Origin of the sequence: Streptomyces sp. NPDC021224, from assembly GCF_044332905.1 — a bacterium.
Taxonomy (GTDB): domain Bacteria; phylum Actinomycetota; class Actinomycetes; order Streptomycetales; family Streptomycetaceae; genus Actinacidiphila.
The window spans coordinates 103,421-128,593 of the sequence record NZ_JBIRPW010000003.1; the positions used below are offsets into that span (position 1 = coordinate 103,421).

Annotated in this window: 16 protein-coding genes; 4 read left to right on the top strand and 12 right to left on the bottom strand. The window is 73.5% G+C overall.

From position 1 onward, the window contains the following. Window position 1: 1 nt before the first annotated feature. The 8 genes from ACH4PY_RS09030 to eccD form a co-directional block, all read right to left on the bottom strand. Window positions 2–340 carry a hypothetical protein gene (locus ACH4PY_RS09030; protein ID WP_398177825.1) on the bottom strand — a complete coding sequence of 113 codons (339 nt, stop codon included), beginning with the start codon at window positions 338–340 and terminating at the stop codon, window positions 2–4. Then, window positions 333–761, bottom strand: a complete 429-nt coding sequence (locus ACH4PY_RS09035) for a YbaB/EbfC family nucleoid-associated protein (RefSeq protein WP_398177828.1) — start codon at window positions 759–761, stop codon at window positions 333–335. Before ACH4PY_RS09035 ends, ACH4PY_RS09030 begins: the two co-directional genes overlap by 8 nt. Window positions 762–833: 72 nt before the next feature. After that, on the bottom strand, window positions 834–3,962 hold the full coding sequence (locus ACH4PY_RS09040) for an AAWKG family protein (protein ID WP_398177831.1): 3,129 nt from the start codon (window positions 3,960–3,962) through the stop codon (window positions 834–836). Window positions 3,963–4,019: 57 nt separating this feature from the next. After that, the gene (locus ACH4PY_RS09045) at window positions 4,020–4,475 is read right to left on the bottom strand and encodes a type VII secretion system-associated protein (protein WP_398177835.1); all 456 of its coding nucleotides are present in this window, start codon (window positions 4,473–4,475) and stop codon (window positions 4,020–4,022) included. Window positions 4,476–4,569: 94 nt separating this feature from the next. Continuing rightward, entirely contained in the window at window positions 4,570–4,881 is a 312-nt protein-coding gene (locus ACH4PY_RS09050; RefSeq protein WP_398177838.1) for a WXG100 family type VII secretion target, read from the bottom strand. 54 nt (window positions 4,882–4,935) lie between these two features. Next, window positions 4,936–5,304, bottom strand: coding sequence for a hypothetical protein (locus tag ACH4PY_RS09055; RefSeq protein ID WP_222961539.1), 369 nt, complete (start codon window positions 5,302–5,304; stop codon window positions 4,936–4,938). A gap of 302 nt (window positions 5,305–5,606) precedes the next feature. Continuing rightward, complete coding sequence (eccB, locus tag ACH4PY_RS09060; protein ID WP_398177842.1) at window positions 5,607–7,166, bottom strand: type VII secretion protein EccB; 1,560 nt, start codon at window positions 7,164–7,166, stop codon at window positions 5,607–5,609. A gap of 4 nt (window positions 7,167–7,170) precedes the next feature. Next, the gene (gene eccD / locus ACH4PY_RS09065) at window positions 7,171–8,550 is read right to left on the bottom strand and encodes a type VII secretion integral membrane protein EccD (RefSeq protein WP_398177845.1); all 1,380 of its coding nucleotides are present in this window, start codon (window positions 8,548–8,550) and stop codon (window positions 7,171–7,173) included. A 196-nt stretch (window positions 8,551–8,746) separates the two neighbouring features. On the opposite strand from eccD, the gene eccCa reads away from it, so the two are divergent. Continuing rightward, a complete protein-coding gene (gene eccCa, locus ACH4PY_RS09070; RefSeq protein WP_398179260.1) occupies window positions 8,747–12,865 on the top strand; it encodes a type VII secretion protein EccCa in 4,119 nt (1,372 codons plus the stop codon). Between the two features lie 17 nt (window positions 12,866–12,882). Here eccCa and ACH4PY_RS09075 read toward each other — a convergent pair whose 3' ends face one another. Beyond that, window positions 12,883–14,157: a S8 family serine peptidase gene (locus ACH4PY_RS09075; RefSeq protein ID WP_398177848.1), complete on the bottom strand. Its 1,275-nt coding sequence runs from the start codon at window positions 14,155–14,157 to the stop codon at window positions 12,883–12,885. A 427-nt stretch (window positions 14,158–14,584) separates the two neighbouring features. Between ACH4PY_RS09075 and ACH4PY_RS09080 the strand changes: the two genes are divergently transcribed. The 3 genes from ACH4PY_RS09080 (at window position 14,585) to murF (ending at window position 21,656) form a co-directional block, all read left to right on the top strand. Next, complete coding sequence (locus ACH4PY_RS09080) at window positions 14,585–18,055, top strand: hypothetical protein (protein WP_398177851.1); 3,471 nt, start codon at window positions 14,585–14,587, stop codon at window positions 18,053–18,055. A gap of 38 nt (window positions 18,056–18,093) precedes the next feature. Further along, entirely contained in the window at window positions 18,094–19,854 is a 1,761-nt protein-coding gene (locus ACH4PY_RS09085; protein WP_398177854.1) for a hypothetical protein, read from the top strand. A 410-nt stretch (window positions 19,855–20,264) separates the two neighbouring features. After that, the gene (gene murF, locus ACH4PY_RS09090) at window positions 20,265–21,656 is read left to right on the top strand and encodes a UDP-N-acetylmuramoyl-tripeptide--D-alanyl-D-alanine ligase (RefSeq protein WP_398177857.1); all 1,392 of its coding nucleotides are present in this window, start codon (window positions 20,265–20,267) and stop codon (window positions 21,654–21,656) included. A 119-nt stretch (window positions 21,657–21,775) separates the two neighbouring features. Here the strand turns inward: murF and ACH4PY_RS09095 are convergent, their stop codons facing one another. From ACH4PY_RS09095 to ACH4PY_RS09105, 3 genes are read right to left on the bottom strand one after another with little or no spacing between them, the layout of a single operon-like run. Next, window positions 21,776–22,441, bottom strand: a complete 666-nt coding sequence (locus ACH4PY_RS09095) for a hypothetical protein (RefSeq protein ID WP_398177860.1) — start codon at window positions 22,439–22,441, stop codon at window positions 21,776–21,778. A gap of 37 nt (window positions 22,442–22,478) precedes the next feature. Further along, window positions 22,479–23,411, bottom strand: a complete 933-nt coding sequence (locus tag ACH4PY_RS09100) for a hypothetical protein (RefSeq protein ID WP_398177863.1) — start codon at window positions 23,409–23,411, stop codon at window positions 22,479–22,481. Then, a complete protein-coding gene (locus ACH4PY_RS09105; protein ID WP_398177865.1) occupies window positions 23,408–25,162 on the bottom strand; it encodes a hypothetical protein in 1,755 nt (584 codons plus the stop codon). Before ACH4PY_RS09105 ends, ACH4PY_RS09100 begins: the two co-directional genes overlap by 4 nt. Window positions 25,163–25,173 lie beyond the last annotated feature (11 nt).

Consider the following 25,173-nt stretch of genomic DNA (forward strand, 5'->3'; position numbering starts at 1 on the left):
GTCAGCGCCGACCTCCGTCCCCGTGCAGGGCGTCGAGGGCGTCGGACTGGGCGTTGTGGAAGCCCTTCCCGGAGTTGACGGTCTTCGTGGCGGCCGAGGCGATGGCCTGGGCGAGGGCGTCGAGGGCGTCCCGCAGGTCGGCGTGCGGCTGCACGTACTTCTCCTGGAACGCCTTGGCGGTCTCGCCGCTCCGGCCCCACGGCGGGTCGTTGGGGTCGAAGGCGCTGTACGTCTCGTACGCCTTGGCCAGTTGCCGGGCGGCGAGCCCCACCTCGTCGGTGACCGCACCACCCTGCCGGACCTCGTCGGGTATCGCCGCGAACACGTTGTCGTCAGCCACGGGGCTTGCCTCCGGACGGGTCGAGCGGGCCGCCGGGGGCCCGCAGGGGGTCGAGCAGCCGGTCCAGGCCCAGGCCCTGGAGGCGGTCCTCGGCCGGGTCGGCGGCGGAGCCGCGCACCACTCCCACCGCCTCGTCGAAGCCGGTCCGCACCCGCACCGCGAGCTCCTCGCGGGCGACCCTGATCACCTCCAGCACGGAGGCGGCCAGTTCCTGGCCGGACATCTTCTGGTGCCGGTTGTCGGGGAAGCGCAGCGCGGTGGGGGCGCCGTCGGCGCCGAGCGTGACCTCGACGGCGTTGTCGCGCGAGCGGGCGGTCACCTCCACGGCGGCGATCCGGTCCCTGGCCGCGACCAGGGCCTGCCGCTGCGTCTCGAACTCGGCCATCGCCTGGTCGAGCCGGCTGCGCAGGTCGTCGCTCACGGGTGGTCCTCCATGGTCAGGGGCGGGGGGCGCTCACGGGCGGGTGCCGGCGGCCCCGGGGGGGGGAAGGTCCTAGCGGCCGAGGGAGGCGGGCAGTCCCTCCTCGCCGGTGCCCCACACGTCGTCACCGTCCGACCAGCTGGACTGGGTGGAGGGCCGCTGGGGCGCGCCGCGGCCGGTCCGGCCGCCCTGGCCGCCGGGCGGGGTGCGGCTCGGCAGCTCGTCCGGGTCGGCGTCCTCCTCCTCGAACGCGTCCTCGGGCGGCGGGGTGTGGTGCTGGTGGCTGCCGCCCTGGATGAAGGCGCCGTCCCCGTCGCGCTGGGCGTACGTCTCGCGGACCCGCTCGCCCTCCCGCTGCTGGCCCTGCTGACCCATGCGCGACATCCCCATCATCATCATCATGGGGGACGCGAGTCCGCTCAGCCCCACCGCGTCGGTGGCCGCGGTCGCTCCCTGGGCGCCGCCGAGGCCGCCCCCGACGCCGCCCAGCGGCTGCGCCGCGGCGGCTTGCGCCGCGGCCAGGGTCTGCGGGCTGGGCACGGTCTGGAACTCGCCGTTGGGGCCGGCCACGGTCGAGCTGCCGTCGGGGAACGTCGTGGTGGTGTTGCCCAGCGAGTCCGTGGTGGCGACGGCCCCGCTGGGGAAGTGTGTGGTGGTGTGACCCGTGCTGTCCCGCAGGGTCAGCCCGCTGCTGGAGGTCGGCACCCGGGGTCCGCCGCCGTGCGACAGGTCCGACTCGTTGCCCAGACCGCCCGGTCCCTTGCCCGGCCCGGTGCCGGTGCCGGTCGCGTCGGTGGTCGTGACGCTCCCGTCGGGGTGGACGGTGACGGTCGAGCCGTCCGGGTAGTGCGTCGTCATCGACCCGTCGCCGCCGAGCGTGGTGCTGCTGCCGTCGGGGTTGACCAGCGACTGCCCGTTGCCCAGGTGGCTGGTGACGGTGTGGCCGGAGGCATCCGTGGTCGTCACCGTGCCGTCGGGTGAGAGCGTCGTGTGGCTGCCGTCCGGGAAGTCCGAGGTGACGCTGCCGTTGGGGTTCTGCGTCATCGTCGTGCCGTCGGGCGACGTCAGGTGGGTGACGCCGTCGGTTCCGGTGGTCTCCACGACGCCGTTGCCGAAGTGGGTGGTGGTGCTGCCGTCCGGGTCGGTCGTGACGAGGCTGCCGTCGGGCTTCTGCGTGACCGTGGAGCCGTCCGGGAAGTGGGTGGTGATCGAGCCGTCCGAGCCGATCGCCGTGGTCGAGCCGTCCGGGTTGGTCAGCGTCTGACCGGGGTTGAGTTTGGTCGTGGTGGTGCTGCGGTTCGGGCCCGTGGAGGTGACGGTGCCGTCGGGCGCGACGGTCGTCGAACTGCCGTCGGGATAGGTCGTGGTGACGCTGCCGTCGGCGTTCTGCGTGGTCGTCGAGCCGGTGCTGTTGCGGAAGCCGGCGAGGGAGGGGTCGACGGTGTTCGTCAGCAGGTCGCTGTTGGGCGTCGGCACGAAGGAGGTGACCGGGTCGAGCAGCCCGGTCGGGCTGCCGGTGCCGTTGGGGCCGGTGAAGAGGTTGCCGAGATTACCGAGATTACCGAGGTTGTTGAGGTTGTTGAGGCCGCCCAGGCCGTTGGCGAAGCTGTCGCCGAGACCGCCCAGGCCGTTGTTGATGTTGTCGCCGAAGTGGTTCAGCCCGTCGTTGAGGTTGTTCAGGCCGCCGCCGACCGTCCGGAACTCGTTGCCCAGGCCGTGCAGCCCGTCGCCGAGGTTGTCGCCGACGCTGTCGCCGAAGTGGTCCAGGCCGTTGTTGATGTTGTTGCCGAGGTCGCCGACGCTGTCGCCGAAGTGGTCGAGACCGTTGTTGATGTTGTTGCCGAGGTCGCCGACGCTGTCGCCGAAGTGGTCCAGGCCGTTGTTGATGTCCTTCCCGAAGTCGTCCAGCCCGTTCTTGAAGTTGTTCATGCCGTCGCCGATGTTGTTCAGCGCCTTGTTGAGCTTGTCGTTGGCCTCGTCCGCCTTCGCCTTCTCGATCGCCGCCTCCTCCTTCTGGTACTCGGAGGCCAGCGAGACGGCGGGGCCGGGGCTGAACTGGAAGGCGCCGTCCCAGTTCGGGTTGAGCACCCGGCTCCAGGACTGCTGGAGGGTCTTGATCACCGCGCGGGCCGGATCGTCCAGGTTGGTCTGGACGTTGGCGGTCCACCGGGCGATCGCCTCGTTGGCCGCGCCTCCCCAGGTGGCGGTGTCCTTCAGGCTTCCCCACGTCGTGGTGTCGGAGAAGCCGGGACCTGTGGTGAGCGTCGGGATCGGCGCCCCGGGGTTGCCCATGTAGCCGCCGTACGGATTGGGCTTGTCGTAGGTCGTCACCTTCGTCAGGTTGTGGTCGTTCACCCACGTGACGATGTCGTTCATGACCGCCACCAGCACCTCGCGGGTGTCACCGCTCACCGTGGCCTGGGTGGTGCTGCCGTCCGGATGAGTGTTCTTGACCGTGCTCCCGGTCTTCTTCACGAACTTCGTGAGGTGGTCGTTGAGGGAGGTGAACGCGTCGTGCAGTGACACCTCCGCGCCCACGATCGAGTCCCCGAACTGGGTGGAGGAGACGTAGCCGGTCGACGGCGAGGTGTGCGTCGGGGAGAAGCCCGGCGGGATCAGGTCGGCGGTGAGGGTGTCGTACGTGTCGTGCAGGTCGGTGACCAGGTGGTAGAAGACACCGGCCGCATGGCCCTTCCACGCCGCGTTCTCGTCGCCGAGGCTCTCCGCCCACTGCTTCAGCGTCTCGCTGTGGTTCTTGAAGAACGTACCCGCGGCGTCGAAGGACTTGGCCATCACCGGGAACGTGGTGAGGTCGACCGCGTTGCCGGCGCTCGGATCCCCGGCGCTGTCGTCGTCGGTGCGCGCGTCCAGCGTCGTGTAGGGCTTGCCCACAAGGACCTTCAGCGCGTTCTGCGAGCGCGTCCAGTAGTGGAGGCCGTCGGTCTGGTCGGTGAAGGTGACCGTGGCCTTGTAACCGTCGACGTCGTCGCCGCTGCCGGAGAAGAAGTAGATGTCGAAACCCTTGCCGTCGGCGTGCGGTCCGCCGGTGGCGCTGGTGCCCTGCTTCACCTTGTCGATCTTCACGTCCAGCCAGTGCAGGCCGCCCTGGCCCTTCGCCCCGGTGATGTCACTGCGGGCGGGCAGGGTGAAGCCGGTGACCAGGTTGATGATGTCTTCCCAGTTGTCGGCCGACGCGGCCATGCGGTACCTCCGGGAGCGACCCGGGCCGCGGCGGCGCGGCCGGGCGGGTGCGGGACGTCAGGACGAGGAGTCGTGGCCCGAGCCGGACGGCTGCTGGCCGGTGGAGTCGCCGCCGTTCATGTCGAAGTCGTAGCCGGAGAGCGCGTCGACGAACTTCTGCCCGTCGAGGGTGGCCAGCGTGTCGCCCTGGGTCTTCAGCATCGTGGTGATGACCTTCTGGAGCTCCTTCTTCAGCTCCTCGAAGGACTCCTTGTGCGTGCGCAGCACCTTGTCGATGGCCTGGGCCGCGTTCTGCGCGTTGCTCACCACGTTCTTGCCGCCGGTGGTGTCGTCACCGCCCATCTGGCCCATGGTGACCGGCGTCGGTGAGCTGCCCAGGTCGAAGAGGGCCGGCGGCTTCTGGCCGGCCTTGCGCAGGTTGGCGATGTCGGTGATGAAGGCGCTGACGTCGTCGTCGATGAAATCCTGGAGCGCTTTCGCGTCCAGCTTCGTCAGATCGGCCTTGTGGGTCATCGCGGTGCCTTCCTGGCGGCGGTCGGTGTGGCGGGCCCGGCGCGGGACGGGCCCGGGCGGCGGCCGGCCGCCGGGCACGCCCCGTTGCGGGGACTCAGAACTTGATCTCCTCGAAGCCCTGCGCGTTGCGGTACACCGTCTGCTTGTAGTTGTCCGAGATGCCCTCCAGCGTCTGCGCATGGCTGGAAAGGATCGTGCTGAGCGCGTTCACCTCGGCGTTCCAGGTGGGCTGGACCTTGTTGTAGTAGATGTCGCGGTCCGGGCCGAGCCAGCTGGCGACGATCGTCCCCAGCTCGCTCTGCAGGTCACTGACGATCCCGGCGATGCGCTGCGTCTGCTGCTGCATCTCCTCGGAGAAGGTCATTGCCTGCCCGTGGTCGATGTAGATGCCGTCCTCGGCGGACATGTGCGCTCCAGAAGGTGGGAGGGGCGGGGCGGTTCGGGCTGCTCGGACGTCGCGTCAGCTGGTCAGCGCGCCGTAGACGCCGTCGGAGACCGAGCCGTGGGTGATCGACAGATGGCCCGCCTGCTGGACGGCGCCGAGGTTGTCGCTCTGCGTCTTGTTGGACGCCTGGAGGCTGTTGTCCAGCTGGTCCTCCATGGCCTCGCAGGTGGCCTTGATCCGGTCCACCTCCGCCGACCAGGCCGCCATCACCTGCGCGTACGCCTGGCCGTCGGGACCCTGGTAGTGCGTGGACAGCGTCGCGGCGGCGTCGGCCACCTGCTGCTGCACCGCGGTCATCTTGCTCCGCGCGGTCTCGAGGTACGAGACCGCCTGGCTGTATGTCGCTGTCGACGACTGCTGCGTCGTGCCGGAGGGGGTGCTCATACGGTGTCCTTCCCGGTTGGCGGGCGGCACCGGGCTGCGCGCCGGACCCCGGGGCGCGGGCGCCCCTGAGGGACCCGTGTGCACCGGTGGGCGGCGAACGGTGGCCCACTCGGACTGCGATCGCGCGCCAGCGTAAGCCGACCGCCAACTCAGCTGCAACAAAGCCTGAGTGAATCCTTTTCAACGATGAAAGAAATCTCGCCGTTCTGCCGACTGCGGTTGCCCGTAGGCCATTTCGCGAGGTAATGCGGGATACACGCATCGCGCGCACCGGACGGGGCGGCGCGGCGGCGGAATACCGGTCAGGAATCGCCCGCGGCGCCGCTGCCGACGGTGCCGGTGCCGCCGTTCCCGTCGGTGCACGTGCTGCCGCCGGTGGTCTCGGCACGGCCCGCCAGGGCGTCCCGCGGCGACAGGTCAGGTCCGGTCGGCAGCATGGCCAGCAGCGGCGCGGGCACCCCGCGGGCCGCCGCGCGGTCGTACCCGAGCGCCTCGGCCGCCTGCGCGTCGGGCACCAGGTACTTCACCCCGTCGTCGGCCACCAGGTAGGTCGTCGCGCCCACCGGGCCGCCGCCCGCGCCCAGGGCCCGCACCAGCGCGCCGCCGCCGGGCGGCAGCAGCACCGCGTCGACCGGCAGGCACGCGGGGGCCGCGTGCGCCTGGGCCGCGGAGGTGTCCGCCCCGGCGCCCGCGCTCCCCGCGCCGAGACCGGCCGCCGGTGCCACCGACAGGCTGATCCGTGCCCCGGTGCCCGTCCCGTCACCGTCCGCGGGCGCCGCGGGGTCCAGCCGGACGCACGCGGCCTGCCCGGCGTCCACCGGCACCAGGGCCGGCGGCGTCGGCGGCAGCGCCTGGGAGCCGTCGCCGGTGGCCGCCGTGCCGCCGCGCACCAGCGCCGAGTTGAGCGCGTCCGTCGCGAGCGGCACGGCGGTGGGGGCGCTGCCCGCGTAGGCCGCGGAGCGCTCGTCCGGCGCTGCCAGTTCCAGCGCCGCCTGCGTGGTGGTCACCGGCACCAGGCCCGCCCGTTCGAGCAGGTAGTACTGCTGGGCGGCGCCCGGCGTGCGCACCACGAAGACCTGTCCGACGCGGGTGGCCAGGCCGTCCAGCACCGGGCCGGGCGTGCCCTTGCCCGGCACGTCCCGCGGGGCCAGGTCCGGGCCTGCCGGGACCGCGTCGAGGAAGGCCGCCGACACCGGCAGCGCCCGCGCGGTCCCGTACCCGAGCGCGTCCGCGGTGGAGGTCCCCGACGACATCCGGAACCGGTTGCCCCGCCACAGCAGGTACGAGGTGCCGTCCGGCCCGTCGACCAGCAGTGCCTGGCCGGGGCCGACCCCGTCCCCGGACCGGGCGCCGCCCACGGCCAGGGTGGTGGCCGGCGCGGTGCCGCCGCTGTCGGTGGTCCGGGTCGCGGCGCACACCTGCCACGCGCCGGTGTCGAACCGGGCCGCCGACGGCAGCGCGTCCGGGGCCCCGGTGATGCCCACCGGGCCGCCGCGCCGCACCTGCGCCAGCGTCGCACGCGGCACCGTGTGCACGGCCATGCCGGCGCCGGCGATCAGCCGCGCGGAGGCGTAGTTGCGCACCGGGCGCAGCGTCCCGTCGTACAGGTACCGGTTGCCTGTGCCCTGCTCGACGATGAGCGTGCCGGGCTGCTTCCACGCCGCGGAGCCACCGGGTGAGACGAAGCCGAACACCAGGAAACCCGCGGCGATCACCGCGCCCAGCGCCCCGCCGAACGCCAGCGCCCGGTTGGTGCGCGTGTTGGGGCCCTCCGGCACGTCGGGGTCGTTGCGCAGCAGCCCGGAGGTGAGCCGCGACACCACGAAGCGGTGCGCCTGGACCTGGTCGCGTCGGGTCTGCACCGCCCTACCCCCGGATCCCGCGCAGCCGGCCGTAGACGTCCAGCACCCACAGCACGGCGGGCAGCAGTCCCACCGCCGCCACCGACTGCAGGATGTCCCCGGCCCGTCCCCAGTAGGGCAGCAGCCGCCGCCCCGGCACCGTCCACGCCACGACCGCGGTCAGCGCCGCCACCGCCAGCAGGCAGGCGACGGTGAGCAACTGGGCGTGCGGCCCGTGCCGACGGGCGGCGCAGACGGCCAGCAGCACCGCGCCGAGCGCCCCGGGCAGCACCAGCGACAACCGCTGCCAGGCATTGCCGAGGCTGCGGCCGTGCAGCACCAGCAGCAGCGCCAGCAGCGTCCCCGTCAGCCCCTGCGCCCACCCGGGATCGGTCGCCAGCCCGGCCGCGCAGGCCGCGCAGATCACACCGGCCGCCGCGTACAGCCCCGTCATCCACTGGTCGGTGGCCCGGGTGCGCGTCTCGACCTCCGTGCTCGGGTACGGCTCGATGCCCTCCTGGAGCTGGTCGGACGTCGTCGGCAGCAGCGGCAGCCGCAGCCCGGCCAGCGAGAACGACATCATCGGCACGAACGCGCCGAACACCACCACCGGCACCGCCACCGCGGCTCCCGCACCGTCCAGGCCCGCGTCGTGCACGCCCGTCATCAGCGCCCCGGCCAGCAGCGCGGCCACCCCGGCGACCACGCTCGGCACGAACGCCACCGGACAGGCGGCCACCAGCGTCAGCGCCAGCGCACCGGCCACGCACCAGGCCGCCCCGGCCGCCAGCCAGCGCGGCCCCGGCTGCCCGCCGCCGGCCGCCAGCGATCCGGCCAGCGCCGCGAACGGCCCCGCGGACAGCCCCAGCAGCACCGCGCCGGGCAGGTCGTCCAGCACCCGGGCCGCCGCGCCCGCCCCGGCCAGCGCCAGCAGCGCCGCCCCCGCGGCCAGCGCCGCCCGCGACGACGAGTCCCCGCCGGACAGCGCCAGCAGCACCAGTGCCGCGCTCAGCACCGCCAGCAGCACCCCGTGCAGCGCCCAGCGGCTCACGAGCGGCGACCAGGCGTGCGGCAGCTCCCGCATCGTGGCGCTGACGCCGTCCACGAGGTTGTCGAAGCGCACCGGCGGCAGTGCCTCCGCCATCGGCCTCAGCAGCAGCACCTCACCCTCGCGCAGCTCCAGCGACTGCGGGGTGCCCTCCGCGTCCAGCGGCGGTCCGCCGATCCGCTGCAACACCCAGCCACCGTGCTCCAGGCCGGACTCGGCCAGCTCACCGCCCGCGTGGCCGACGATCGCGGGCAGCAGGTCGGCCAGCGGGATGTCCGAAGGCACCGCCAGATCCAGCGCCGATCCCGGCGCTCTGACGGTCAGTCTGCACAGCCCAGCAACCGAGCTCTCGCTCATGTGCCGCCCTCCCAGGAACCCGTGGCACCGCGACCCGGCCACCTCGAACGCCGGGCACCCTACCCCGGCGATGTGATGGGAGGTCCACCTGGTGGCCAACGGGACGTGAGCGGGGTCCTTGTCGTCCGCACACCTGCGCGTGATGGGATGGTGCGGTGCCGAGTATGACAGCCCGTGAGGTGAACTCCCGTTGAGCGTGGTGCACTTCCGCCGTCCGGCCCGCCGGAGCGGCCCGCAGATGCCCGAGGGCGACCTGGCCCTCCAGGAGCCCCCGGTGATGTCGGAGCCGCAGCCCAGCGGCAACGCCATGCTCACCTACCTGCCGATGGCCATGATGTCCGGCGCCATCGTGCTGCTCTACACCCGCCCCGGCACGGCCTCCAGCCCGGTCACGTATCTGATCGTCGGCATGATGGTGCTCTCCATGGGCATGATGCTCCTCGGCCAGCTCGCCCGGGCCGGCAGCGAGCGCCGCAACAAGCTCAAGGGCGCCCGCCGCGACTACCTGCGCTACCTCGGCGCGCAGCGCCGCCGGGTGCGCAGGGCGGTCGCCGACCAGCAGCGCGCGCTGGCCTGGCAGCACCCCGAGCCGGCCGCCCTGTGGTCCTTCGCCGACACCAGCCGGCTGTGGGAACGCCGCCCCGGCGACGAGGACTTCGGCGAGGTGCGGATCGCTGTCGGCGACCAGCGGCTCTCGCTGCGGCTGACCGCCAACGCCACCCGGCCCGTCGACGACCTCGACCCGCTGACCGCGCACGCGCTCCGGGCGTTCATCAACACCTACTCCACCGTGCCCGAGCAGCCCATCGCGGTGTTCCTGCGCACCTGGGCCCGGGTGCTGCTGCACGGTGACCGCGAGCGCACACTCGGCGCCACCCGCGCGCTCGTCGCCCAGCTCACCGTCATGCACGCCCCGCAGGATCTGGTGGTGGCCTTCTGTGTCGCGCCCGAACGGCGGCCGGAATGGGACTGGGCCAAGTGGCTGCCGCACGCCCTGCACCCGCTGGAGAACGACGGCGCCGGCCCCGCCCGGCTCATCGCCACCACCGCCGACGACCTGGAGGACCTGCTCGGCGAGGACTTCACCGGACGGCCGCCCTTCGATGCGGCCGCCGTTCCCTCCAAGGACGAGCCGTTCACCGTGGTCGTCCTCGACGGCGGCCGGCTCCCGGCCGGCCACCGCTTCGACCGGGCCGGTTTCCGCAACGCCGTCGTCGTGGACTGCGGCGCCACCCTGAGCTGGCGGCCCGGCCGCACCGTGCTTCGGCTACGGTTCGACGGCGACGGGGAGGTCGGCCTGGTCCGCACCGACCGCAACCGCAAGGAGACCACCACCCCGCTCGGCCGCGCCGACTCCCTCGGCGCGCACGCCGCCCGCGCCCTGGCCGCGCGGCTCGCCCCGATGCGCACCGGCGACAGCGGTGAGGCGGCCCACCCGCTGGAGTCCGACATCCAGCTCACCAGCCTGCTCGGCATACCCGACCTGCACCGGCTCGACGTCCACGACCACTGGCTGCGGCGGGCAGCGAACGAGCACGCCCGGCTGCGGGTGCCCATCGCGGTCGGCGCCGACGGCCGCGCGGTCGAACTCGACATCAAGGAGTCCGCGCAGGGAGGCATGGGACCGCACGGCATGCTCATCGGCGCCACCGGCTCCGGCAAGTCCGAGCTGCTGCGCACCCTCGTCCTGGGCCTGGCCCTCACCCACTCCTCGGAGACCCTCAACTTCGTCCTCGTCGACTTCAAGGGCGGCGCGACCTTCCTCGGCCTGGACGAACTCCCGCACACCTCGGCGGTGATCACCAACCTCGCCGACGAGGCCGGGCTCGTCTCCCGCATGCAGGACGCCCTGCACGGCGAACTCATCCGCCGCCAGGAACTGCTGCGAGCCGCCGGAAACCACACCTCGGCGCTGGAGTACGAGCGGGCCCGCGCGGCGGGCGCGCCGCTCGCACCGCTGCCCAGCCTCTTCGTCGTCGTCGACGAGTTCAGCGAACTGCTCGCCGCCCACCGCGAGTTCATGGACCTGTTCGTGATGATCGGCCGGCTCGGCCGGTCGCTCGGCGTCCATCTGCTGCTGGCCTCGCAGCGGCTGGACGAGGGCCGCATGCACCAGTTGGAGTCGCACCTGTCCTACCGGATCGGGCTGCGCACGTTCTCCGCGATGGAGTCCCGCGGCGTGCTCGGCGTGCCCGACGCCTACGAGCTGCCGCCGCAGCCCGGCAGCGGCTTCCTCAAGAGCGGCGTCGAGGCGCTGACGCGGTTCCGCGCCGCGTACGTCTCGGGCGCCTACCGCCGGCGGGCCGGTGCGCTGGCCCAGGCGCAGGTCGCCAGCCAGGTCGTGCCGTGGACCGGCGAGTGGGTCGAGCAGCGCGAGCGGCCGCAGGAAGCCGGCGCCGGGCCGGCCCCGGAGCACCTCGCCCCGGCCGGTGCCCCCATGCTCGGCCCCGGCGCGCACCCCCTCGGCGCGGGCACCCAGTCGGCCGGGCCCGACCCGCTGGTCTCCGAGCCAGACGCGGGAGAGAACTCGCTGCTGTCGGTCGCCATCGGGCGGCTGCACGCCGCCGGACCGCCCGCCCACCAGGTGTGGCTGCCCCCGCTGGACCTGCCGCCCACCCTCGACCGGCTGCTGCCCCCACTCGCCCCCGACCACGCGCTCGGCCTGACCACCGTGGACTGGCCCGGCCGCGGCGGCCTCACCCTCCCCGTCGGCATCATCGACCGGCCGTTCGAGCAGAAGCGCGACCTGCTCACCCTCGACGTGTCCGGGGCCGGCGGCCACGTCGGCATCGCGGGCGGCCCGCAGAGCGGCAAGTCCACCCTCGTGCGCAGCTTCATCGCCGCTCTCGCCCTCACCCACACCCCGCGCGAAGTGCAGTTCTACTGCCTGGACTTCGGCGGCGGCACGCTCGCGGCGCTGGCCGGGCTGCCGCACGTCGGCGGGGTCGCCGGCCGGCTGGACCACGAACGCGTCAGCCGCACCCTGGCCGAGATCACCTCCCTGCTCGGCCGCCGCGAGCGGCTGTTCCTGGAGCACGGCATCGACTCCATGCCGACGTTCCGGCGCCGCCGCGCGGCCGGTGAGTTCCCCGACGAGCCGTTCGGCGACGTCTTCCTCGTCATCGACGGCTGGTCCACCGTCCGGCAGGACTTCCAGGACCACGTCCCCACCGTCAACCGGATCGCCGCGCGCGGACTCAGCTACGGCGTCCACCTCGTCACCACCACCGCCCGCTGGGTGGAACTCTCCTCGCAGATCCGCGACCAGTCGGCGACCCGGGTGGAACTGCGGATGGGCGACCCGCTCGACTCGATGGTCGACATCCGCCGCGCCGGCACCGTGCCGCGCAGCCCCGGCCGCGGTCTGACCACCGACAGCAAGCTGCACTTCCTCGCCGCGCTGCCGCGGATCGACGGCGTGGAGAGCGCCGCCGACCTCGCCGACGGCGTCGGCGACCTGGTCGCCGCCGTCGCCGAGAGCTGGACCGGTCCGGCCGCCCCGCCGGTGCGGATGCTGCCCACGCTGCTGCCCGTCGCCGAACTGCCGCCGCCGCCCGCCGCCGCCGTGGCCGCCGCGCGGGACGGCCGCCCGCCCCGCACGCTGTTCCGTATCCCGATCGGCGTGGAGGAGACCGAACTCGGCACCGCCTGGCACGACTTCACCGAGGCACCGCACCTGGTGGCGTTCGGCGACACCGAGAGCGGCAAGACCAACCTGCTGCGGCTGATAGCCCGCAGCGTCACCGAGCGGTTCACCCCCGCCCAGGCCCGCATCCTCGTCGTCGACTTCCGCCGCGAGCTGATCGAGGCGGTCCCCGAGCCCTACCGGCTCGGCCACGCCGTCTCCGTCGACCAGCTCCGGGAACTCGTCGACGGTGTCGCCCGCGCGCTGCGCTCCCGCACACCCGGACCCGAGATCACCCCCGCCCGGATGCGGCAGGCGGACTGGTGGCCCGGGCCGCGGCTGTTCATCCTCATCGACGACTACGACCTCGTCGCCAACCCGATGCGCAACCCCTTCGAGCCGCTCCTCGAACACCTGCCGCTGGGCTACGAGATCGGTTTCCACACCGTCCTCACCCGGGCTGCGGCCGGGGCCATGCGCGGCATCAACGACCCCCTGGTGCGGCGGCTGCTGGAGGTCAACGCGCCCGGCCTGCTGATGTCCTGCCCGCCGTCCGAGGGCTATCTCTTCAACAACACCAAGCCGCGGCTGCTGCCGCCCGGCCGGGCCCTCTACATCACCCGTCGCAGCACCGTCCAGGTCCAGACGGCGGTCACCGAAGCGGAGGAGCCGGCGCCGGACCTCTTCTGAACGGCGGCCGGGAACCGCTACGCCGGGGGAGCGGCCGAGGTCGTAGCGGCCGGGCGGGGCGGGGCGGAACGGCGCCGTCGAGCCAGCGCCGCGTTCGCCGCGAGGGCGGCGGCGGTCAGCGCGGAGCCGCCCACCACCAGCAGCGCCCGGTGCTCGGGGCCCGGATCGGCAGGCTCGCGGTGCAGGCTGAACGCCGTGTCCGGAGCGGCGGTCCGGCCGGGAGCGCCGGGGAGGACGTCGGACAGCGCCGCGTACGCGTCGAGCACCGGCACCGCCCCCGGATACGCCGTCGCCTCCAGCCGCGCCGCCACCTCGGGGGCGGTCAGCTCCGGTTCGTACGAGCGGAGGAGGACCGCCGCGCCCGCCACCAGGGCGGCCGCCACCGAGGGCCCGTCCCCCAGGAAGTGCCCCCGGCCGCTCGGACCGATGGAGATCACCGCGTCGCCGGGCGCGGCCAGGTCGGCCCGGGCCGGCCGGACGGCACCGACCGGCCGGCTGCCGGTGCCGTCCACGTCGACCACCGACAGCACACCCGGGTGCGCCGCGGGCCAGAACGGGATCGCGGGCGGATCGTCGTCGCTCGCGTCCTTGTAGTACACCCCGTCGGGGACCGCGGCGGCCACCACCAGGACGTCCTTGGCGGCCGCGTAGGCCAGCGCCGAGTCCAGCGCGGCGCCGGAACTCTGGAAGCCCAGCGACACGTCCACCACCGACGCCCCGGCGTCCACCGCCGTCCGCACCGCCTGCGCCACGGCCGGCTCGCTCGGCGCGCCCCCCGGCCCGAAACCGCTCAGCCCCAGCACCCGCGCGCCCGGCGCCACTCCGCTGAAACCGCTGCCCGCGGCCGGCGCCGCCGCGATCAGCCCGGCCACGAACGTGCCGTGCCCGACGCAGTCCTTCCCGGCGGCGCCCTTCGCCGTGACCCGGCCGGCCAGCGCGGGCGCGCTCCGGGACACGCCGGTGTCCACCACCGCCACCGTCACCCCGGCGCCGGACGACAACTGCCCGGCACGGTCGAGTTCGAGACTCTGCTGTGCCCACGGCACCGTGTGGGCCACCGTGGGCGACGCCTTCGTGCAGCCCTTCAGCGCCTGCGGGTCGAGACCCGTCGGGATCACCGGCAGCCGCAGCGGCGCCGCCGTCCCGCCGCTTGAGGGCAGCGGAGTCGGCGCCGTGTCGGCCGCCGAGGACCCGGCCGCGGCCCCGCTGAGGAGCAGCGCCAGCGAGCAGCACGCCGCGGCGTACGTCCGCCGGCCGGCTCCCGTACGGCCGGACCCGCTCGTGGCAGCCATCCCGTCTCCGTCCGTGCAGCGTCGGGCTCGTGACGGCCCGTATCGTACGGTCCCGTTCCGCGGCCGCCCGCGCCCGGCCGGGTGGTTCGCCGACGCCCGTCCGCCGGGGGATGTCGGCCCACCGGGTGGCCGGGTGGTCCAGCGGCCCGGAGCGACGCGGTGTTCCGGGCCGCGACCGTCACGGCCGCGGAATCGCCAGCCTATCGTTCCCCCTTCGTATCCGGGGGCCGCCCGCCGCCAGGTGAATTACGGGCGTATTCGGGAATGCGATCTGGTCAATTGCCGTGCCGGAAGGGCCTTTTGTCCGATGATCCGGTGGCGGACCCGGTATCTTTTCCCGGGTGACGACGAGCAGCGTTCTCCGGCGAGAGAACGGGGTGGTCCACGGGGCGGCCCCGGACGGCGCCGGCCCGGACGGGAGCCGCCGGTGAGTCCCCGCACCACCAGGCACGCCGAGTCCGGAGGTCTGCGGGTCACCGGCGGCGACGGAGTCTACGTCGTGCACGGCCCCGGCCCACTGCCCGAGCATCTCGCGGCGTCCGCACGGGAGGTGCTCGGCGCGCCCGCCACCGGCCGGGCCACCGTGCTCGTCGGTGCCGGCTTCGACGACCCCGACGCCCTCTGCGACGGCCTCGCCCCGGCGCTCGACGCCTGCGAGGCGTCCGGCGTCACCGAGATCCGGCTGGTGATGACCGGCGGCGCCGCGGAACTGCCCGGCCGGCCCGCACCGGCCCGCCGCCTGTCCGAACGCTGGCCGTTCGAGGTGGTCGCACCCGCCGGAGCCGCGATGGTCGTCCCCGGCGGCGGTCTCTTCGCTCCTGACGTCCCCGGCACGCCCGGCGCCTGGTGGCACTTCTCCCGCGGGCTGCTGCCCCGGCGGCTCGGCGCCCGGCACCCCCAGCCCGGCTGGCAGGCCGCGCTGGACCGGATCGCGGCCGACACCGCCGAGGGCTGCGTGGTGCACCACATACCCGCCGGCCTGCTGGTGCTGCCGGCGGACGGGCCCGCCGAGGGCGCCGACGCCGTCCGCTACGCCCTGCCGGCCGACCCCGCGCACCCCGTCGTCCTCGTCGGCGCCCCCGGTTCCGTACCCGTGCCCGCCGACGCCCTCGCCGACATCGTCGCCGCCCTGCCCGCCTCCGTACGAGGCACCGTCCGGCTGCTTCCCGGCGACGGCCACGACCTGCTGCCCGCCGCTCAGCAGGCCGCCGACCTGCTCGGCACCGAACTCCGCGTCGCCAGCGGTGTCCCCGTCCTCCTCGACGACGCCACGCACAACGCCGGGGGCTCGCCCTGGGACCACCCCGCCCGCAACCCGGCCAGCCGCATCGTGATGCTGGACGAGCACGGCAACCCTTCCTGGCGCCCCTACGTCGAAACGGTCACCTGCCTCCCCGCCGGGACACGGCCCCGACTGGCCGACTGGCGCCCCCCGATCGGCGGCCTGCGCCCGGGCGCGGAGCCCGGCCACCTCCTGCTCGACCGCCGCTGGCAGGTGGCCGTCACCCGGGCCGGCCTGTGGGTCGGTCCCGGCGACGCGCGTCTGCCGGAGAGCGCCGCGGCGCGGCCCGTCGAACCCGACGTGATGGCCATCGATCTCGGCCACCCGGATCTCACCCTCGACGACGCCACGCTCTGGGTGCCGCTGCAACGGCTCTTCGGCGCGCTCCAGGACGACGTCCGGGACCGGACGATGATCCAGCTCCACGGGGAGGCGTCGGCGGCGACGCACCGGGCGGTGCGCAGACTCGCCGTCCAGCACGGGCTGGCGGTCGCCGCGCGCGGCTGGCGCCCCCTCCTGCCGGACGCGGCTCCGGGCCCGGCGCCGTCCGCTGCGGCACCAGCCCCCGCGGCGCAGTCCGCTGCGGCACCAGCCCTCGCGGCGCCGTCCGCTGCGGCACCAGCCCCCGCGGCGCCCTCCGCTGCTGCGCCGACCTCCGCGGTGACGGGTGCTGCCGCCGCCGCCCCGCCCGTCCAGGTCCGGTCGGTGCCGGATCCGTCACGCCCGGCCGTGCCCGTTCCCGCGGCGGGGGCGGCGGCGCACGCCGGTGAGGGTTCGGACGCGGTGGTCCCCTCCGGCAGGGCTTCGGGTGCCGCGGCGCCGGGCGTGCCGATCGAGGGCGCGTCGGCTCGCTCCGTCGAGGGACCGCCCGCGCCGGGCGCGGGCCGTACGGCTGCCGCGGGTACCGGCGCGGGCGGTGCCGGCCCGGCCGAGCACGGGAGCGCCGCACCGACCGGGACCCACGAGGCCGCGCCAACGGCGCCGGACCGCACGGCACTTCGGGTGGTGCCGTCCGTGGAGGAGACACCGGCCGCCGCAGGGATGACAACGTCGTCGGACGGCCGGACCCCCGCCTCCGCCGCGTCCGGGAGGGTGCGCTCCGTCGGCTCCCCGGTGGAGGAGACGCCGTCCCCGGACGCTGCTTCGACGGGTGCGCCCGAGCGAGCGGCCGCCGCGGACAGTGACGCGGGGGCGCCCCGTGCGGCAGGGGGGAGGACGGGGGCGCTGTCGTCGGGCGGGTCGTCCTCGGCGGGCGCCGCGCCCGCGAGGCCGCGCCTGCGGGGATTCCCCGGCCTCACCTCGGGGAGCGCGAACCGGCCCGGAGCAGCGGGCGGCGACCACGCCTCCCGGCCCGCGCAGGCGTCCGAACCGCCCGCGGGCGAGAGCGACGGCCGAGCCGAGGAGTCGCCCGTGCACCCCCCGCTGCGGCTGGCCACCGAGGGCGGTACCGGCGGTACGTCTCCCCTCGCGTCCCCGGCCGTCCCGCCGCAGCCGCCGGGAGCGTCCGCGTCCGGCGAGGCGCCAGGATCTGACGGATCGGGGGAGGCGGTCACTCCCGAGGCCTCCGGCGCGGCGGTGGCCCCTGCCGCCTTGGAGAGGCCCGCCGCCCTGGAGACACCCGTGACCTCGTCGGTACCCGTGAGCCCGGAGGCACCCGCCGCGTCCCTCCCGCCGACCGCCCCGGAGCCGTCCGCCCCCGAGCCGTCCGCCGCGGCGCAACCGTCCGCCGCCCCCGGCACCCCCGCCGCCCCCGGTGCGCCGGTGATCGCGGGACGCGCCCTCGTCCTGCCGTCCCGGCGCAGCACCGAAGCCGAACGCAACCTGGTCCGGGCGTTGCTGGGCGCCACCTGGGACGGCCACAGCGCGGCGGTGACGCGGGCCATGACCCAGGTCCCCGTCCTGCGTGGCGGCTCCGTCGCCGAGTCGGAGGACGCCACCGCCGAACTGGCGCTGCTGCACGCCTACATGAACGTGGACCAGAGTGCGCCCTGGTCGTACGAGGGGCTGCGCGCGGCCGCCGTCTCCGGCGACCGCGCCCTGGTCCCGGTGCTCGCGTGCGTGGCCGCCGCGCTGCGCCGACTGCCCTCCTACCGGGGCGCCGTGGTGCGCCCCGCGGGTGCGCCCGGGATCGCCGGGACGGCCCGGCTCCTGCTGCCCGGCGAGGAGTTGGGCGACGTGCTGCCGGTCAGCGGACTCGCCGTGGAGCGGGGCGGCCCGGCGGTGGCCGGTGACCGCTACCTCGTGTGGTCGATGACGGGCCGCCGGGCCGGCTCGCTGCTGGGCGGCGCTGGCGCCGAGGCCGCGGGGCCCGCACCCGCCGACGAGGTGCTGTTCGCCCCCGGGACGCGTCTGCGGCTGCTGGCCGTCGACGACCTGGACGGAGCGGCCGTCGTTCTGCTGCGCGAACTGTCCGAGACCGCCCCCGCGGCCGTCCCCGGCGTCCTGGACGCGGCCGACGCGACGGCCCTCGACCGGCTGCGGTCACGCGCCCGCGCCGAGGGAACCGTGGCCGGTCCGCTCGACCCTGCCCGGCTGCCCGGACGCTGCACCGGCGTACTGGGCCTGCTCACCCCCGACCCGCACCCCGACGGCGGTCGCCCCGCCGCCGGGCCCTGACGACACGCCTCATCACCCCAGACGACCGAGGAGGACGGATGGCCCTCGACCACCCGGCGGGCGGACACCCGCCGACGGCGGGGACAGGCGGCCCGGCCGCACCGCCGCGCATACGGCGGGCGCTGGCTCTGCCCCTGGACGAGACCGACACCGGCGGTACCGCCGCGTCGGCCGCGATCGCGGCGGCCCAGCTCGTCGCCGCCGCGGGACCGGCCACCGCGGCCCCCGTGACCGGCGTGCGGGAGAGCGGACCGGTCGCCGGCCGGCTGCCGCGCCGGGACAGCCGGGGCCGGCAGGCCGCTGCCGCCGCGGACCCGCAGGCCGAGGCCGCGGCGGAGGCCGTCCTCACCGGCAGCCTCGCGGGTGTCGCCACGGTCGAGGGCGTGTCCGAGGGCGGCGCGGAACGCAGGCACCGCATCGCCGCCCGGGCGGCCAAGGTCGGCCGCTGGCCGCTGATGACGGCGGCCGCGGTCGCCGGAGCGGTCCTGGTCACCCTCCCGTTCGTGCACGGCAACGACCGTGACACCACGACCCTCGAAGGCGCCAACAGCCCGCAGCCGCTCGCCTCTCTCGGCGGGGACACGGCCCACCAGGGCCACACCTCCGCCGACGGACCGGACGGCTACTCGAGCCAGATGCCCGCCCCGGCCCGGCACGGTTCGGACGGCTCCCGTTCCGGCTCGCTCACGCAGCCCGGCACCAGTGGCACCCCGAGTCCGTCGACCTCCGGCCAGGCCGTCGCGCCCCAGAACGGTACGGCCGTCGTACCCGGCACGGAGACGGGCACCGCGGGCCCCTTCGCCGCCGGGCCCACGCCGGGTGCCACGCCGGGCGACCTGACGGCCGTGCCGCCCCCCGGCAACCCCGAGGACACCCTCGTGCTGCCCACGCTCGTCGGAGCCGACGGCACCCCGCTCGTCCCGGGCCTGCAGGGCACCCTTCCGTCGTCCCCGCCGCCCCCCTCGTCGGGCCCGGCCGCGTCGGACAAGGGCACGACGAAGACGCCGCACGGCACGCCTTCTGACGACCCCGCGGACACGAAGGACACGAAGGACGCGAAGGAGTCCAAGGACGGGAAGGACGCGCGGAAGTACCCGGTCATCGCGTTCAAGGGCACATCGGCCACTCCGCAGAAGGCGACGCCGACCACCCCGGTGACCCCGGCCGCTCCTGCGAAGACGTCGACCCCGAAGTCGTCCACCAGCACTCCGGTGGCCCGCACCACCGCCAAGGACACCACGCCTGAGGTCACCTCTTCGAAGCCGGCCGTCTCGCAGCCCGCAACCCCGGCCAAGCCCGTCACCCCGGCCACCCCGGCCACCCCGTCGAAGCCCTCGACACCGGCGACGCCTGCCAAGCCTGCGACGCCCGCCAAGCCGGCCACACCGGCGAAATCCGCCAACCCCGCGCAGGAGAAGCCGAAGAGCGATCCCGCGCCGGCTCCGAAGCCCGCGGTGGTCTACGCGACGGCCATCGCCTCGGGCTCGTCCATGGGGTCGGGCCAGTCCGTGACCAACCGGGACGGCACGAAGGTCGCGATGGACGCGGACGGCAACCTGGTGATCATCGGCCCCGGCGGCGGCGTGCGCTGGTCGTCCCACACGCCTGGCTCCGGCCACACCGTCGCCATCCAGCACGACGGCAATCTCGTGGTCTACGACGCCTCCGGGCACGCGCTGTGGGCCAGCAACACCGCCGGACACCCCGGTGCCGTACTGGTGATCCACCCGAACGGCAACGTGACCGTCAGCTCCCCCGACGGCAACTCCACCTACTGGTCGGCCGGCACCGCCCACTGACCGCAGGACCACGCCCGGGCTCCTCCCACCACGAGGTGGGAGGAGCCCGCTGCGTTCCTGAGCCCGCACGGCGAACCGCCGCACCGCAGCGGACGCCGAAACGACGGCGTGCGTCAGAAGGGGAGATCCGGCAGGTCGCAGGCGGTGACGTCCTCGCCGCCATGTGGATGTTGTGCGGGCGATCCTCCACGAGGCGCTGACGCGCCGACCGTACGATGACCCCCGGCCCACTCCCGCGCGCGGCGCCGCGACGGAGGTGGGGGAGACCGCCGCCCGACGCGCCCCAGGGAGCCCGCCCCCGTGCACACCTCCACGACGCGCCCCTGTGCCGTTGGCCCACGGCACAGGGGGAGCACGGCGGACGGCCGCGCGATCACCTTCCCGCCGATGCACTGAGAAAGGCCCTGCCCGTGATCACACTGACGCTCGCCGAGATCGCCGAAGCCACCGGGGGCACCGTCCATGACGCGCCCGATCCGGAGCGGGTCCGTGTCACGGGCCCGAGCGGCAGCGACTCGCGGCAGGTCGGGCCGGGCGGGATGTTCGTCGCGGTGACGGGCGCGCGGGTGGACGGCCACGACTTCGTCGAGCAGGCGGTGGCCGGGGGAGCGGTCTGCGTCCTGGCGTCCCGGCCGGTGGGTGTGCCCGCGGTCGTGGTCCCGGACGTGACGGTAGCGCTCGGGCGGCTTGCGCAGTACGCCCTGACGCGTACGGGGGCGCAGGTCGTCGCGCTGACGGGCTCGGCGGGCAAGACCACGACGAAGGACCTGCTCGCCCAGGTGCTGTCCCGCCACGGCCGGACGGTCGCGACGCCCGGCAGCTTCAACACGGAGATCGGCCTGCCCCTCACCGTCCTGTCCGCCGACGAGGACACCCGCTACCTGGTGCTGGAGATGGGTGCCCGGCATGTCGGCGACATCGCCTACCTCGCGACCCTGACCCCGCCCGCCCTCGGCATCGTTCTGAACGTCGGCTCCGCGCATGTCGGCGAGTTCGGCAGCCGTGAGGCCATCGCCGAGGCCAAGAGCGAACTCGTCCAGGCCCTCCCGCCCGCCTCCGAGGGCGGTGTGGCGATCCTCAACGCCGATGACGACCTGGTCGCGGCGATGGCCGACCGCACGAAGGCGGCGGTCACGTACTACGGCACGAGCGAGCAGGCCACCGTCCGTGCCACCGGCATCGAACTGACCGCAGGCCGCGCCGCCTTCCACCTCCACACCCCCGACGGCAACGCCCCCGTCACCCTCCAGCTCCTCGGCGCCCACCAGGTCCACAACGCCCTCGCGGTCGCCGCCACCGCCCACGCCCTCGGCATGCCGGCCCCCGCCATTGCCGAAGCCCTGACCTCCGCGGCCCCTGTCTCCGCCGCCCGCCTGGAGATCCTGGAGCGCCCCGACGGCGTCACGATCATCAACGACGCCTTCAACGCCAACCCCGAATCCACCCGCGCCGCCCTGGAAACCCTCGTCTCCCTCGCCCAGGGCCGCCGGACGGTCGCCGTCCTCGGCGAGATGAAGGAACTCGGCCCCAAGGCGATCGAGGCCCACGAGACCATCGGCCACCTCGTCGCCGCCCTCGGCATCCACACCCTGGTCACGGTCGGCACTTCCCCCGAGATCACCGCCGTCACTTCAGCAGCCCGCGACAGCAGCCCGAGCGTCGTGACCGCCGCCGCAGAAGACGCCGACACCCTCCTCGCCACGCTCACCCCACTCCTCGCCCCGGGCGACGTCGTCCTCATCAAGGCCAGCCGCTCAGTCGGCCTCGAACACTTCGCTCACGTCCTTCAGGCCATCGGCTGAGAGCAGCCCTCGCCAGGCATCCGGCCTGATCGACCTCCCGGGGGCGAACCGTGATCAGGTCGCTCTCGCCCAGTCGGTTACCTGCCTGCCCCTGCGCTCGCTGACTTCGAAGGAGCACGTCAGGGACGAGGCAGCGGGTGGACGGGGGAGCTGTGGGCCCAGGCAGTGTCGAACTGCTGGAGGGCGATGGAGTACAGCAGTCCGGGTGCCCGGACGTACAGGCAGGCGGAGTTCCTGCCATGCGAGGAGCTGCTGTAGAAGGTCAGGAAGGCGGCTCGGTCCGTCGCGATCACGCGACAGGTGTTGGGCAGGTTGAATGCGCGGAGTTCGACATTGCCTCGTGCGGACGTGACACGGGTGAGGTAGTCGACGTTCGTTCGCACCTGGCCTCTGAGCAGTGTCCGGGTGTAGCCGGGGTCGAACCGCTGCACGTCGTGTGAGCGCTGGTCGAGCCAGGAGTTCTGCCGGGCCCGGGAGTCGGGGAGCAGGACCTGAACGGAAGCGGGTGACAACTCCCCGGTCCACACCGGGGAGAACGCCTCGCGGGTGAGCACGTTTCCGCGCCCCGCGAGGACCTTGATCCAGCGGGCGCGCTCAAGGTCGCGTGCGAGGTCCCGCTCGGCGGACGCCTGCCGACGGTAGACGCGGCGGAGTCCGGTGCCGGTGAACGAGGAGCAGGCGGCGATCAGCCACCACAGCGGACGTGAGCCGCGGAGAAGGCCGAGCCCGAGGGCAATCGCGCTGGCGGCCAGTGAACTGACTATCCCCAGGAGGAAAGGGGTCATGCGAACCATCTCCTGTGACTGCGTGTTGTCGCTCGTGTCAGGAAAGCGGTGAGCAGATGAAGGGGATGAGCTCCCGCAGAACGTACGCGGCGTTTCGGGCCGCGAGTTCGTGATGCGCGTGGCCCTTGTTCTCGTCGGCGTTGTCGGACACGCCTCTGATGACGATCCAGCCGGGGTTCTCCGCACCGCGGACGGAGTGCTCCTGCCAGTACTGGCTTAGCCCCCCGGCTTCCATATCCACGGCCAGAACCTTCTCGTGGTAGGTCTTGAGGTACTGCCGGATCTCGCTGTTCCCGTCCGCGATGACGGCTTCGCCCGACCCGATCAGCCCCGGGTAGACATCGAATTCCTCCTTGGCGCGCGAACGGAGTCGGCGGCGCAGGTGTGCCGGCATTCCGTTCTCCGCGAAGAAGGCGTTGACAGCGTGGACGACCGGCGCCGGTGCCTGGCGGTGCTCCCCACGGTGCCGGACGTCACCGTGCGGGTTGATCTTGCGGTGCTCGTAGTAAACGACGTCGGTGGAGACAATGACGTTGCCGATGCGGGCACGCTTGCTGTCGATGCCCCCACCCACGCCGACCATGGCCCACAGCCGCGGTGCGTAGTGGTGGTGCAGGTTCTCCAGGGCGGCCATTGCCGAGCGCTGGCCAGGGCTCTGGCTCTGGGTGGCCACGATACGGACGGTCGAGTCCGGGGTGTCGAGGCTGCCCCGGTAGAAGTAGAGGCCGCCAGGTTCTCTGTGGCGCCGCAGGTCCAACTCGTCCACCACGGAGCGTAATTCTTCGCTGAGAATGGTGACCACGCCGATGTCCCATGTGGCCGTGGGCTCGGCTTCTCCCGAGCCACCGCTCGCCGGGGCGCCGATGTGAGGAGGGGCGGGCTCCCCGAGAACCCTGGCGTTTTTTCCGATGGCGTTGTTGCTGAAGTGGTTGCCGTTCCCGTTGCTGATGATGCCTCGGTTTTCGGTCACTGATTTCCTCCTCCGCTGGGTGCGCCGGAGCGCATGGGCTGATTCGCCGCGACGCCGACGTGGGCAGAATCGCCCACCGCGTTGTTGTTGAAGCTGTTGTTGTCGCCGAAGTTGAAGATCCCGCTGTTGATGATCTTCATGGCGCGATTGGTGAATTCGGATATGTCTACGTCCTTGGTGGACAGGAAGTCGCTGGCGGCCCGGAGCAGCCTCAGTTCGATCGTCTTCATCTGGCCCAGGATCTCGCTCTTCTCCAGTTGCACCTTGGACCACGCCTGACTCGACGTCTCCCTGATGCTCACCCGGCTTCCTACCAGCAAGTTGCGTCTCGGCTCGTTGGTGAGGTCGCGAGGGAGCACGGCGGCCTTTCCCAAAGCACCGAGGTGCCGGACGACCCGCCACGACTTCTGAATCTCACTCGGCAGCGCGCGCAGTTCGCGGAACGCGGACCAGACCACGGCCATGGCGCCGTGCTGGCCGAATTCCTCGGTCCGCTGGAAGGAGCGCGGCGTGTGGGCGAGAACGCAAGCCGCCATGGAGATACTCAAGGTCCTTCCCTGCACGTTGACGCGTAGCAGGACGGTCGCAACGTATTCCGACCCCGCCATGGGCGTCGTGACTTCGAGGAAGTGGTGCCGCCTGGATCCCGGAGTGTTGATGACGGCCCGCAGTTGGACGTCGTCCAAGGGCTGGGCGAGAAGGGAGGGGTCCGCCGCCACGTCGGTCTCGGCCACGTAGACGCGGTCGCGTACCTGGGTGGGAAGCCGGACTTCCTGGCTGTCGGTGTCGAGTAGTCGCACCGCTTCGCGCAGATGGTCGACCAGCTCGTGCGTCTGGAAAGGCGGCTCCCGGTGTTCGAGGTCATGGAGCTTTGCGCCGTCGTCGTCGCTCGGGCGCAGCAGTTGGATGCCCATTGGTGGGTTCCACTGGTAGATGAGTTCGCCGGCCCCGATGAAGGGCGATGTGTCCCCGAAGAGGGTGAAGAAGGTCAGGTCCTCCTCATCATCGTTGTCGTCCTCGCTGTGGCGGGGGCGGCGGTAGACCGCGTAGGCGTGACGCTGCTGGAGGTCCGCCGCCCGCTGCCGACCTGACAGGCGTGCGGGCCGGAGATTCCGCGCTCGGTGGATGTGATTGAGCATTAACTGCTTCGCGGCGCCGACTCCCAGGCACAAAACCACCATGCCAGCGGCGACGGCCAGGGCCGCCAGCGCCTGGCTCGGATCGGAGACCGCCACGGCCGCGCCGGTCGCGGCGACCGAGAGCGCGACGACGCGGATCCGTCGGAAGATGGGTGGCTTCTGGGTCTTCTTGCCGGGAAAGAGCAGACCGAGGAAGTCGCTGTTGATGATCGCGCGTTCCCACTCGCGGCGCTTCGATGTCTTCTTCGGCTGCCGCTCCCGATCGGCTTCCCGCAGTACCCTCGTGACGCGTAGTAGCCAGAGCAGGGCGAGACCGCACCCGACGAGGACAGCGCACGGCAGGGCTCCGGTCAGGGCCGGGACGACTACCGCTCCCACGAGAGCCGAGCGGAGGACGGTGGACAGCGCCGCGGCCCGCCAGGCGTGGCGCATGACGGGGACGATGTCGAACCCGTAGGAGGGGGCGACCCTCCGGTACGGGGCAGTGCACACCTCGTCGATCACGAGGTCACGGAACCGCTCGTCGACATACACGCCCGCGCATAAGTGGCGGGTTGCGGCCGTGGGTTCTCCGACTGATTCCTTGGTCGGCAGTGCATGTGCGGTGATCATGCTGTGCCCCT